Source organism: Burkholderia arboris, assembly GCF_038723655.1.
Taxonomy (GTDB): domain Bacteria; phylum Pseudomonadota; class Gammaproteobacteria; order Burkholderiales; family Burkholderiaceae; genus Burkholderia; species Burkholderia arboris.
The window spans coordinates 786,363-798,499 of record NZ_CP109821.1; the positions used below are offsets into that span (position 1 = coordinate 786,363).

At 60.9% G+C, this 12,137-nt stretch carries 9 protein-coding genes; 3 read left to right on the plus strand and 6 right to left on the minus strand.

The features are described from left to right. Nucleotides 1-25 precede the first annotated feature (25 nt). The 3 genes from OHZ10_RS03730 to OHZ10_RS03740 all read right to left on the minus strand — a co-directional run bounded on the left by OHZ10_RS03730 (nt 26) and on the right by OHZ10_RS03740 (nt 4,732). The gene (locus OHZ10_RS03730) at nt 26-1,456 is read right to left on the minus strand and encodes a mannose-1-phosphate guanylyltransferase/mannose-6-phosphate isomerase (RefSeq protein ID WP_174993227.1); all 1,431 of its coding nucleotides are present in this window, start codon (nt 1,454-1,456) and stop codon (nt 26-28) included. Between the two features lie 76 nt (nt 1,457-1,532). Next, a complete protein-coding gene (locus OHZ10_RS03735) occupies nt 1,533-3,296 on the minus strand; it encodes a capsular biosynthesis protein (protein ID WP_342703659.1) in 1,764 nt (587 codons plus the stop codon). 284 nt (nt 3,297-3,580) lie between these two features. Continuing rightward, nucleotides 3,581-4,732, minus strand: a complete 1,152-nt coding sequence (locus OHZ10_RS03740; RefSeq protein ID WP_342703661.1) for a glycosyltransferase family 1 protein — start codon at nt 4,730-4,732, stop codon at nt 3,581-3,583. Between the two features lie 175 nt (nt 4,733-4,907). Between OHZ10_RS03740 and OHZ10_RS03745 the strand changes: the two genes are divergently transcribed. The 3 genes from OHZ10_RS03745 to OHZ10_RS03755 all read left to right on the plus strand — a co-directional run bounded on the left by OHZ10_RS03745 (nt 4,908) and on the right by OHZ10_RS03755 (nt 8,554). Beyond that, the gene (locus OHZ10_RS03745; protein WP_174993230.1) at nt 4,908-6,086 is read left to right on the plus strand and encodes a polysaccharide biosynthesis/export family protein; all 1,179 of its coding nucleotides are present in this window, start codon (nt 4,908-4,910) and stop codon (nt 6,084-6,086) included. A gap of 154 nt (nt 6,087-6,240) precedes the next feature. Beyond that, nucleotides 6,241-7,290: a GDP-mannose 4,6-dehydratase gene (gene gmd / locus OHZ10_RS03750; RefSeq protein ID WP_059235963.1), complete on the plus strand. Its 1,050-nt coding sequence runs from the start codon at nt 6,241-6,243 to the stop codon at nt 7,288-7,290. A 121-nt stretch (nt 7,291-7,411) separates the two neighbouring features. Further along, nucleotides 7,412-8,554, plus strand: coding sequence for a glycosyltransferase family 4 protein (locus OHZ10_RS03755; protein ID WP_059236894.1), 1,143 nt, complete (start codon nt 7,412-7,414; stop codon nt 8,552-8,554). On the opposite strand, the gene OHZ10_RS03760 is transcribed toward OHZ10_RS03755, so the two are convergent. The 3 genes from OHZ10_RS03760 to OHZ10_RS03770 all read right to left on the minus strand — a co-directional run bounded on the left by OHZ10_RS03760 (nt 8,540) and on the right by OHZ10_RS03770 (nt 11,801). Beyond that, nucleotides 8,540-9,679, minus strand: a complete 1,140-nt coding sequence (locus OHZ10_RS03760) for a glycosyltransferase family 1 protein (protein WP_342703664.1) — start codon at nt 9,677-9,679, stop codon at nt 8,540-8,542. The two genes, OHZ10_RS03755 and OHZ10_RS03760, sit on opposite strands and share 15 nt — an antisense overlap. A 165-nt stretch (nt 9,680-9,844) precedes the next feature. Further along, a complete protein-coding gene (locus tag OHZ10_RS03765) occupies nt 9,845-10,504 on the minus strand; it encodes an ABC transporter ATP-binding protein (RefSeq protein ID WP_059235959.1) in 660 nt (219 codons plus the stop codon). Nucleotides 10,505-10,649: 145 nt separating this feature from the next. Then, the gene (locus tag OHZ10_RS03770) at nt 10,650-11,801 is read right to left on the minus strand and encodes a hypothetical protein (protein WP_425394777.1); all 1,152 of its coding nucleotides are present in this window, start codon (nt 11,799-11,801) and stop codon (nt 10,650-10,652) included. Nucleotides 11,802-12,137 lie beyond the last annotated feature (336 nt).

Here is a 12,137-nt window from a genome sequence, read left to right on the forward strand (position 1 = left end):
ATTTTCTCGCGGTGTAATCGCGGGATTACTTTTGCGGGACGCGGCCGTAGGTGTCTTCGAACCGGACGATGTCGTCCTCGCCGAGGTACGGGCCGGACTGGACCTCGATCAATTCGAGCGGAATCTTGCCGGGATTCTGAAGACGATGCGTGGCGCCGAGCGGGATATAGGTCGACTGATTTTCGGTCAGCATGATTTCCCGATCCGCATTGGTGACGAGCGCGGTGCCCTTCACGACGATCCAGTGCTCTGCCCGATGATGGTGCATCTGCAGGCTCAATTGTGCGCCGGGATTCACGACAATGCGCTTTACCTGGAAGCGGTCGCCCTGATCGATGCCTTCATAGGATCCCCAGGGACGGACGACGCGTCGATGCGTGACCGATTCTTGACGGCCGGACGCGTTGAGTTGCTCGACCACCTTCTTCACGTCCTGCACTCGATCGCGATGTGCGACGAGCACGGCGTCTGCCGTTTCGACGACGACAATATTCTCGAGACCGATCGCGGCGACCATCCGGTGTTCGGCGCGAATATACGAATTCTTTGTCGCGTCGGAGAATACGTCGCCGATCAGGGTGTTGTCGTCGTCGTTCTTTTCGGCAAGGTCGGCCAGCGCGCCCCAGGTGCCGATGTCATTCCAGCCCAGATCCGTCGTTGCGATCACGGCCGCGCGATCGGTTTTCTCCATGACGGCATAGTCGATCGAATCGCTCGGGCTCAGTGCGAAGGCCTGTGCATCGAGGCGGACGAAATCGTTGTCATGTTGCGCTTGTTCTAGGGCCAGTGCCGTCTGCGTGGCGATTTCAGGCGCGTAGCGCGTGATCTCGTCCAGATACGTCGAGGCCTTCAGCATGAACATGCCGCTGTTCCAGTAGTAATCCCCGGACTTCAGGAAAATTTCGGCCGTTTGAGTGTCGGGTTTTTCAACGAACGCGTCGACCGAATAGATCGGCTTGCCGTCGACCAGGGCGGAGCCGCGGCGGATATAGCCAAAACCGGTATGCGGACTTTCCGGCGTGATGCCGAAGGTCACCAGATGATTGTCCTTCGCGATCGATGCGGCATGCTGGGCCGCCTTGATAAAGGCGGGTTCATTCAGGATCGCGTGATCCGACGGCAATACGAGCAGCAGCGCATCCGGATTTTTCCTGACCGCCATATGTGCTGCGACCGCAATGGCGGGAGCAGTATTGCGGCCGATCGGCTCGAGGACGATCGACGACGGCGCCACGCCGCATTGACGGAGTTGCTCCGCGACAAGAAAGCGCTGTTCGCTGTTTGTCAGGATGATCGGGCGTTCGGTATTGGGAAGATGCTGCAGTCGAACGGCAGTCTGCTGAAGCAGCGTCTGCTCACCGGTGAGCTTCAGGTATTGCTTCGGGTAACCGCCGCGCGACATGGGCCAGAGCCGCGTGCCGCTGCCGCCGCAAAGAATAACGGGAAAAATGGTCATCGAAAATCTCGGAGGTGGTTATGTAAAAAATTTTATGACACTCAAACGTTGGCAGCAGCGTGTCACTATGAATGCGTTAAGGGTCGTGATATCCGGTTCGTGACTGGGTCGTGCGAACGAGCCGCCAGTGAATGTGGCTAAATGCGTTGTAGCACCATCTGAATATTTTCAATGCCGTGCGTTGGCGATTTTTCCCGGCCGATATAAGAGGCCTCTCTATGAGCGGTGCCAACTGTAAGGCGACGGCTTCGGGCGTAGTATAAAGCTTTGTCTGCCAGTGCCAATATATCGGATATCGTAATAATGTTCCCGCGACCAGCATGTCGAGCGTTAGTGAGCGCTTGCGCCACGGTTGCGGGCTGATCGCGTCGTTTGTCAGGCCCCAACCGGCGTAAAACGGCAGGCCATACGTAAATACAGCCTTATTGCGCAGCAAAGCGTCGAAGCCCGACAGCGACGAGAGCGTATGCACTTCGTCCGCCTGCTCGATCAGCGACACGATGTCCGACGTGATGTCGATTACATCCGCATGCCCGTCGATGTCGATCGCGCCGACCCGGTTGCCGGACAGCACGTCCGGGTGCGGCTTGTAGACGATGAACGCATCGGGACGCTGCGCCCGGACTTCGGCGAGCAGGCCTTCTGCGGTATTGATGGCGCGAGTGCCCAGCCGTATCGACGCGTCGTCGGCGACTTGTCCAGGCACGAGGATCACGCGCCGGTCGCGCGGTGCTTGCCACTCGGGACGGCGCCGGCCAAGGTTGTACTTGGTGATTCCGAGGCGAACAATCGTTTCGCGAAGCGCCGCTGCGCGCGCGAGTTCGGTATTGCCGAACGGGCTTTCGTTGAGAATCTGCGTGAGGTCGCTCGGCACGCTCGGATCGAAATACAGGCCGGAGTGATCGATGACCTGGCTGTAAGGCGGGGTCATGTCCGACCCGAGCCCGGCCGAATGAATGAACCCGTCTTCGATTCGATGCCGTTTCACGTCGCCGGGAATGCCGTCAGCCGGGCGAGCGCCCCACAGCACGGCGCTTTCGCCGGCACGCAGCCGTTCCGGCGATTTGCTCCAGCGTAACGTACCGCCGCCGGCGGTCAGATAAGGCGTTGCCAGTCTGCGTTTCCACCATTGGAAGCGCAATCCGCAAACATCATTCAGGTCGGCGAAGCGTGCGCGTACGTCGTGCTGCAACTCAATCGCGTCGAGTGCGCTGTCGAGTGTGCCGGTTTGGCCGGGTAGCGTGTCGAGATAGCGCGAGAAACGCAGAAACGCGGCATGGAACAGCAGCGGAAGCGTCGGGCGGGCAGTGCGGGACGCGAACGTCACGTTATCGTCGGTCAATCCCCAGCCGGCGTAGTACGGGCGCCCGAACACGTGGAGCGGCACGCCAGCCAGCAGCGCGCCGAAGCCTTCCGAGGCGCTGACGACGTAGACGCGATCGAAGTGTTCGAGTGCCGCGGTGAGCGAGTAGGAGAGGGGCAGCCGCGGGAGGTCGCTCGAGATTGCCCGGGACGCATGCGACAGCCATCGGCCTTGCCCTGCATCGGATGTCGGTCCGAGCCAGAGTTCGGCGTCCGGGTGTGCGCGGCGGGCGGCGTCCACCATCGAGCGAAATGCATCGACGCGCGCCGTCGATCGTTCGCGGGGGCCGGCCATGCTTTTTTCGCGCTCGTCGATCAGCAAGATGCGCTGCGCGTGTCCGCCCTTGGCGAGTGCCGGTGGAAGCGTCGCTGCACGCTGGCGGAGGTGCAAGGCATCGCTTGTCAGCATGCGACGCATCAGGCGATCCGCTTCGGCGGCGTCGAAATCGGTGGCGCCGGACCCGAACCATTGGTTCATTGCGGTTGCGACCGGGTCGCAACCCGTGGCTGTCAGCGGCAGGCAGAACCATGAAAGGGGTGGCGCGTAGCGCGCATCGCGCGCGGGAAGCGGTCCAGGCCAGGCTTGCCATCCGGTCGCGCCGGTCGCGCGTGCGATCCTGGCGCACCATGCCCCGACGGTGTCGCGGGGCCACAGGTATCGAGTCCGGCCGGACAGCCATCCGATCAGGCGTCTGCCTTGCCTGAGATAGCGAGGGTCGCTGGCCGTCGGGGACGGCAGCGATGTCTGATTGAGGCGGTGCATTAGTCCAGTGCCGCGATGAATCTGTCGACCTCGCTGAAATGCGCATCCCACGTCGGCTGTCGAAATCGTTTGACGCGTTGCAACTGCTCCGAGCGCTCGACGCTGTTGGCCTCCGTATAGGCCATGATGCGGGCGATCCAGCCTGGGCCGTCCAGCGGGTCCAGGTAGTCGGGCACGTCGCCGGCGATTTCGTGGAAGACGCCCAGATTGCTGGCAATGACGGGGATCTGTGACGACAGCGCTTCGACGAGCGGCATGCCGTAGCCTTCCGCAAATGACGGAAATAGCAGTGCCCGCGCATGTTGCAGCCATGCGTGGAGCTGATCGTCGGTGCAGTTCGCCTCTTCGATAACGACGTTTCGAATGCTTTCGCAGCGTTCGAGCATGTCGATCACGTTTTCGCATTCCCAGCCGCGCCGACCTATGATGACGAGCTTCGGCGCTGCGTCACCGTATTTTTCAACGAGCTCGCGCCAGACATGCAGAAGGAACCAGTGGTTCTTGCGTGGTTCGATCGTGCCGAGCATGACAAAGTAAGGTGTGCCGATCGGTGCGGGGCGAGACGGATAGGCCGATACGCCCGGTGCGAGATGGGCGACGACGCATGGGGGCAGCGCCAGGCCGGCGCGCTGCGCCTCGTCCTCGAGCGCATGTCGTGTGTCATGCGAATTGGCGATCAGGCCTTTGGCGAGTCGCAGCGCGGTATGAATCCGTGTCCGATGGATATCGGCTATGCCGGGTCGGCAATACTCGGCGTGCGTCAGTGGAATCAGATCGTGCACCATGAAAACCGGGCGCGCGTTGCGTTTCGTCATCGCCCGGTAGTACCGGGGAAATTCCATGCCGCTGTGGCTCGTATGCAGCAGGATCGCGTGCTCGAACCGTTGAGGCTGCATCGCCGTGGCGAGTGCGCGTGCAATGAGCGATCGCGTGGCCCAGGGTTTTCGCGTTGAAGTCGACAAACGGGAGAACAACAGCTGCGAATGGCTTTCCGACAAAACCGCTGAATAGCCGCGTTCGCTCAATACGGCGCGTGCTTGCGTGCCATATCTCTGTATATAGGCGAGGCCTACTCTGTCGACGCCCGTAGGGAGCGTGCCTTCCTGGAGTCGCGTGACAAGGCGTGTGACGTCAAGGAGTATGGTTGTCACGCGAATGTCGTCGATTGATGTTAATGGGCGCCGGTTTGTACAAAAAGCTGCATTTTCTACCGCGCCTCTGTCGTCCGCGGGCGACAGGTTCGTTTGCGACGAGTAAAAAAGAAGTTTATTGTATCTCGCAACGTGAGACAATTCACGACTTTGGAATTTTGCTTGCTCGTAACAAATGTCGCGATTGCTCCGTTGTGTTACTTGGTCCGCACTCTTGTTGAGCGGCGTACTTTCCGGTTGTTCCACGATTCCTTCCTCGGGGCCGAGCCGTTTTCAGGTCGAGCGCGCCGGTAGCGGGTCCGGGCAGTCCGAGGCGGGCACCGCCGGCATTCAGGTCGTCGACCTGACCGATGCCGTTGCGCGCAAGCTGTTCTCCGAGCGAGGTCAGGGCGATTTTGTCTCGACGCTTGGCGCTGACACGAATTTCAGGCAGCAGCTCGGCGTGGGCGATACGATCGAAGTCTCGATCTGGGAGGCGCCGCCCGCGACCTTGTTCGGCGCCGCGCAGGTCGACAGCAAGTCCGGGCCGACCAACGCGCGCGTGACGGTGCTGCCGGATCAGACGATCGACGGCGACGGCACGATCAATGTGCCGTTCGTCGGCGCCGTCAAGGCGCAGGGCCGCACGCCGACACAGCTCGGGCGTGATATTTCGGCTCGACTCAAGAACATCGCCCATGACCCTCAGGTGCTGGTCAAGCTTTCGCAGAACGTGACGTCGTATGTAACGGTTGTCGGGGATGTGAACACGAGCAGCAGGATGCAACTGTCGGCGCGCGGAGAGCGCCTGCTCGATGCGCTCGCGAGCGCGGGCGGCGTCAAGCAATCGATCGACAAGATTACGTTGCAGGTCACGCGAGGCGACGTTGTGGCGTCCATGCCGATGCAGAACGTGATTCGCAATCCGCGCCAGAATGTCCCGCTGCGTGCGGGCGATGTCGTGACCGCCCTGTACCAGCCGTACAGCTTCACGGCACTGGGTGCGACGGGGAAGAATCAGGAAGTCAATTTCGAGGCGCAGGGGATCTCGCTGGCGCAGGCGCTTGCGCGCGCAGGCGGGCTCGACGATGCGCGCTCGGATGCGAAGGGCGTGTTTATTTTCCGCCTGGAGGACGCCAAGGCGTTGTCGTGGCCGAATCAGCCGGTACGGACGACTGCGGACGGCAAGGTGCCGGTTATTTACCGGCTGGATTTGCATGATCCGAGCGCGATGTTCGTGGCGCAAAGCTTCGTGATGGACAACAAGGACATGCTGTACGTGTCGAATGCACCGATCGCAGAGCTGCAGAAGGTGTTGAACCTGGTGTTCTCCGTGGCCTTCCCGGTTGTCAGTGGCGTTCAGGCATTCAGGTAAGCAATCAAGGCTGCGTACTATTACACGGTGAGTCATGGCAGCGGATGTCGCGCAATGCTTTAGCCATGCTATGTATCGTCAGGCCGGCGTTCCGCTGAACATCGGGTCGCAGCGTCGATCGGTAGTTCGCAATATCGGTGCATAACATTTCATCATGGAGTCTGAGTTTGTGAAAAAGGCGATTATTACCGGCATTACCGGTCAGGACGGGGCCTATCTCGCGCAATCCCTTCTGGAAAAGGGCTACGTGGTATATGGGACTTACCGCCGGACGAGTTCGGTCAACTTCTGGCGAATTGCCGAACTCGGGATCGAGGATCACGAGAACCTGCATCTCGTCGAATACGATCTGACGGACCTGGGTGCCAGCATTCGCCTGTTGCAGACCACCGGTGCGACCGAGGTGTACAACCTCGCCGCGCAAAGCTTCGTTGGCGTATCGTTTGAACAGCCCATCACGACGGCTGAAATCACGGGTATCGGCCCGCTGAATCTTCTTGAAGCGATCCGCATCGTCAATCCGGAAGTGCGCTTTTACCAGGCCAGCACGTCGGAGATGTTCGGCAAGGTCCAGGCGATCCCGCAGGTCGAAGATACGCCGTTCTATCCGCGCAGTCCTTACGGTGTCGCGAAGCTGTATGGCCACTGGATCACCGTCAACTATCGCGAGAGCTACAACATCTTCGGTTGCAGCGGCATTCTGTTCAACCATGAATCGCCGTTGCGCGGCCGTGAATTCGTGACGCGCAAGATCACCGACAGTATGGCGAAGCTGCGTCTCGGCAAGCTGGACGTTCTCGAACTCGGTAACCTCGACGCCAAGCGCGACTGGGGCTACGCGAAGGAATACGTCGACGGCATGTGGCGGATGCTGCAGGCTGACAAGCCCGACACTTACGTCCTGGCCACCAATCGCACCGAAACCGTGCGGGACTTCGTCTCGATGGCGGCGCGCGCAGCGGGCTTCGAGCTGGCATGGGAAGGCAAGGACGCGTCGGAAGTGGGCATCGACATGGCGACGAACAAGACGATCGTGGCGATCAATCCGAAGTTCCATCGGCCGGCCGAGGTCGATCTGTTGATCGGTAATCCCGAGAAGGCGCGCAAGGATCTGGGCTGGGAGCCGAAAACGACCCTGGAAGAGCTGTGCCAGATGATGGTCGAGGCTGATCTGCGTCGTAACGAGGCTGGCTTCTCGTTCTGATCGCGACGTTTGCCGGTGCCCTTCGGGGTATCGCAAACGTATCGCAATGGGGTATCGCACGGGCCATGATGTCATCGCATCAGGCCCGTTTTGCTTTTAGTGGATGGCGTTCGGGAGGCATGTGAAGGTAATTCTTGCAGTGGATTCGATCCGGCCTCCGCTCACGGGGATTGGCCGTTACACGTGGGAATTGGCCAAGCATTTCGCTTCACCGGAAGGCGGTCTCGACGCGATTCGTTTCTACTTCGCGGGGGCATGGGTCGACGACGTGGCTGGATTGCTTGACGGCCAGCCGGTCGCGCCGACTCGCAGCCGTTTGCCAAAATGGGCGCGATCGTTGCCGCCGGTCAAGGCTTTCCAGCGATGGAGCGGTGACCGGAGGTGGCGTGACCATCTATTCCATTCGCCCAATTATTTTCTGCCCGACGAATGTGCGACCGGTATCGTCACGGTGCATGATCTGTCGGTATTCAAGTATCCGGAGACCCATCCGGTCGAGCGATTGCGTCATTTCGAGCGAGGCTTTGCGTCGACGCTCGCGCGCGCCGCGCACCTTGTTACCGATTCCGAATTTACTCGCCGCGAGGTCGCCGATTTCTTCGGCTGGCCAATCGACAATATCACTGCCGTCCCGCTTGGCGTGCCTGCGGAGTTCCGGCCGCATACGAACGACGAACTTGCTGCGCCGCTCGCCGCCTATCAACTGTCCGCGGGTGGCTACGGACTGAGTGTATCGACGCTCGAGCCACGCAAGCGTATTGATCGCCTGATCGACGCATACGCGGAGCTCCCTGTTGCCCTGCGCACCCGATACCCGCTCGTATTGGTCGGCAGCAATGGATGGTTGAACGACGATCTTCACGCCAAGATCAGGAAAGGGGAGAGCGAGCAATGGCTGCGCTACCTCGGATTCGTGCCGGAAGCCGTATTGCCGGCCCTTTATGCCGGCGCCCGCGCGTTCTTCATGCCGTCAAAGTACGAAGGCTTTGGCTTGCCCGTGCTCGAGGCGCTGGCGAGTGGCGTTCCGACGCTGACTTCCAATGTCTCGTCGCTGCCGGAGGTGGCGGGTGATGCTGGCTGGCTGGTTGAGCCTGACGATCACGATGCATTGCGACATGGCATCGAGCGTGTGCTGAGCGACGATGGTTGGCGAGATGCCGCGAGGGCCCGTGGCTTGGAACTCGCTCGCGACGCGACGTGGGCGCGTTGCGCGCGCCGCATGCTGGCTGTCTACGAGCGGTTCGAGCAGTCAGCGCGACTCTGACAGGTCTGAAAGCAGCGTCTTTATCTGTGCCGCACTTTCCTGCCAGGTGATGGGGCGGATCGCGCGACTGTCCGGTGCGATGTCGTCGTCGATTGCGCGCAGCCAGGTGTGTAGCGACGTCGCCAGCCCGGTGCCGTCGCTGGCCGAGAAGTAGGTGGCATGTTCGCCGGCCACTTCGCGGAAAACGGGGAGGTCGCGCAGCAGCAGCGGCAGACCGTGTTGCGCGGCTTCAACGATTGGCAGACCGAAACCTTCCCCTTCGGATGCGAACAGCAGCCCGTCCGCGCGAGCGTACAAGTCCGCCAGCGCCGCGTCGTCGATGTCCTGCAGCCAGTTCAGGCGTTTTCCGCGCTCTGCATGGCCGTCGAGGCGCATCGTCAGCTCCTGTACCGCCCATCCTGCGTTACCGACGATCACGAGCGTTGCATCGACGCCGTCGTTCCAAAGTGCTTCGAACGCGTCCAGCACCTGCCGGTGTCCCTTGCGCGGCTCGATCGTTCCGACCATCAACACCGTGTGTCCGCGCCCGGTCATGCGCGGCTTGCGTGGCATCGTACCGGTCGCGTTGGCGGGGTGCGGCTGGAAGTCGGCGCCGAGATGGAACCAGCCTGCCGGTACCTCGTGCTCGGCGATGCCGAAGTACGTATCGAGGAAGGCCTGTGCCTCGACGGCAACCGATCTCGAGATGCAGTACAGCGCGTCCGCGTGGATTGCGATGGTCGACAGCCATTGCTTGAATGATCGGGCCGAGCGCGGCGTGAACCACTCCGGGTGCTGTATCGGCAGCAGGTCGTAGACGACGAATGCCAGCAGGACGCCTTGCTGTTTCCATTGAAGGAAATCACGCTGTCGCTTCGGGGCGATGCGGCTCGTCAAGTCGAGACCGAGGAACACGTCCCCGGGATTCGCATGAACCGGTGCGTCGCTTGCCGGAGGCGGGGTGCCCGCCAGTTTGGCCGCGTAGATGTCGGCATAGCGATAGCGGTCGCGCCGATTGGCGCGCACCAGTCGAACCACGAAGCCGGGCGGGGGAGACGCGATCAATTGCAGGGCGAGCGAGCGCACCACCCGCTGAATGCCGGTGCCTGCATCATGTTGCGCAATGATTGACACGTCGACGAGCAACTGGTGTTCCCGCGACGCTGGCGCTGATTGCGTGCTGGTGCGCAGCCGGTCGGCTGCGTGACGTGCGTATCGGGTCAGCGGGGCATGCCAGTGCGTTGCGGCGCAGTGAGCGAGCGCGGCGCGATTGAACCTTGTCAGGGGCATCGGTCGGGTGGAATGGGCGCGTCAGTTGATGGCGCTGTTTTCCTGGTAGAACGCGTAGGCCTCTTCGATCTCGTCAAACATGCGCAACCGGCCTTGCACCAGCACGGCTGCCCGGGTGCAATGTTCGCGGATGTACGCGGCATCGTGGCTGACGATGATGAGGGCCCGATCCGCACGTCGCTCAAACAATTCGTGGTGGCACTTGGCGTGAAACCGGCTGTCGCCGACCGCAATGATTTCGTCGATGAGGAAGCAGTCAAATTCGATCGCCATCGACAATGCGAATGCGAGGCGCGCACGCATACCTGCCGAATAGCTCTTGACCGGCTCTCGCAGGTAATAGCCCAGTTCCGAGAACTCTTGTACGAACGGTTCGGCGTCTTTGACGTTGACGCCGTAGATGCGGCAGATGAACCGCAGGTTGTCCATCCCGGTGAGGCTGCCCTGGAACGCACCGCCGAATGCGAGCGGCCACGACACGCTCATGCTGCGATGAACCATGCCGGCGCTCGGGAGTTCCGCGCCGCTGATGAGCCTGATGAGTGTCGACTTGCCGGCGCCGTTCCGTCCGAGAATGCCGATTTTCTCGCCCCTGTTGACGCGCAGGTCGATCTTTTCGAGGACCCTGCGTCGGCCCTGTCGCGTGTAGTAGTCTTTGGCGATGTTCTTGAGTTCGATCATCCGAATTCAACTATTGAGCGTGCGTTACTGGGGCGATTGAGCCGGAGTCGGGCCAGCACGGCGCCAGCTCCGGCATGTTTGCAGTCCGATCCCGGGCATCGATTCCACGACCGATACGGCGTGGAGATGCCGGATGAGTCGCGGCTCAGTTGTGGTGCTCGCGCAGGCCCGCCAGCAAAAGCGACAGAACGCCCCACGCGATCATGCCCAGCGCAAATACTTCGAAAATCGACTTCAGACGCTTGGGTTCGACTGCAATGTCGGGGGTATTCGGCTGGATCAGGCGTTCCAGATAAAGCTGCTTTCGCTGAGCTTCGGCCCGTGCGTTTTCCAGGGCGGTCATTGTCGACGCGAGTTGCTTGTCGGCGAACTGCGCGTCGAGCTGCATGCGAGCGTAGGTCGCGGCCTTGGCCGAAAGCGAGTTCTTGCCGCCGGTAACGCCCGTTGTCGCTTCCTCGATCTGTTTCTGCAGATTGGCGATATTCGTTTTCAGGACGGAAATCTGCGGGTTTTGCGGCGCGATCGACTGAATCTGGGCGAGTTGCGTCTGCGAGGCAAAGAGCTGCGCCTGAAGCGTCGTAACCTGTTGCAACTGCAGCGCGGATTGCTTGTCCGGGTCGAACACCGTATATGACTTTCGGTATTCGGCCAGCGCTGCTGCCGCGTCTTTCGCTTTCGCGGCCGCTGCATCGACTTCACGTTGTGCGAACTGGACCGTATCTGCCGCGGCGCGCTGATTCATCTGGTTGATCAGGCGCTCGCCCATTTCCAGCAGACGTTCGTTGATTCGCTGAGAGTCTTCCGCGGTATATGCACGAACCTGCAGCTTCGTAATGCCGGATTCGGAATCCAGTGTCGCCGTGACAACGTGCTTGTCGTAATATTTCCACAGCTCTTCAAAGCTGCTGTCCGGCCACGTGTGAAACCGGCTGACAAAATCGCCGTGCTTCGTATAGGCGTCGAAAATATAATTGTTGGCGTTCAGTTCGCGAAGCGCATCTCGCGACGCCATGTAGTCGAGGACGGAGAACGTGTCGTCCGCGGAGCGCGAGAGTCCGGTGCCTTGCAGGAATGCGCCGACGATGCTGCTCTGGGTCTGCTTTTGTGGGCTTTTTACCACGAAGCGCGATTCGGACACGTAGACGTCCGATGCAATGACGCCAAAATACAGCGTGGCAATTGCCGTGGGAATAATAACGGTTGCCGCGAGCAGGCGATTGATCCGCTTGAGCCGCTGAACGAGACCGGGTTTCTCTTCGGTCGGGGTTGTCACGTCGCTGGTGGTTACGTTTTCCAACTTTTTTCCGTCAATACAGAGTGCAAAGTGGCTGGCGAGCATGACGTCAACATGCGTCAGCCCGGGAGCCGAATTCGGATAAGCGGGGCCGTAGGACCGGCAGCCGGTGCGGGCGAAGTGCCCGGGCTGCCGGGTCCGCGCCGGACATCTATATCGGCTGCTCCGCCTCGATCGGGTAGAGGGTGCGTCGACCTGCGTCTGCTCAAGGCGCCTGATTATAGGCTAGCTGTGCGCCATTCGGCTATGATCGGGGCGGCGGCCGGTGCCGGCAGGGCACATGCGGACGACTTTATGAATTTTGTCTTCATTCTGTCGTTCTTTCGGCATAAAATTGCG

Coding starts and splice junctions, on each gene's coding strand:
- gmd (WP_059235963.1), top strand. CDS start 6,241: ATGGAGTCTGAGTTTGTGAAAAAGGCGATTATTACCGGCATTACCGGT.
- OHZ10_RS03765 (WP_059235959.1), bottom strand. CDS start 10,504: ATGATCGAACTCAAGAACATCGCCAAAGACTACTACACGCGACAGGGC.
- OHZ10_RS03745 (WP_174993230.1), top strand. CDS start 4,908: ATGTCGCGATTGCTCCGTTGTGTTACTTGGTCCGCACTCTTGTTGAGC.
- OHZ10_RS03730 (WP_174993227.1), bottom strand. CDS start 1,456: ATGACCATTTTTCCCGTTATTCTTTGCGGCGGCAGCGGCACGCGGCTC.
- OHZ10_RS03735 (WP_342703659.1), bottom strand. CDS start 3,296: ATGAACCAATGGTTCGGGTCCGGCGCCACCGATTTCGACGCCGCCGAA.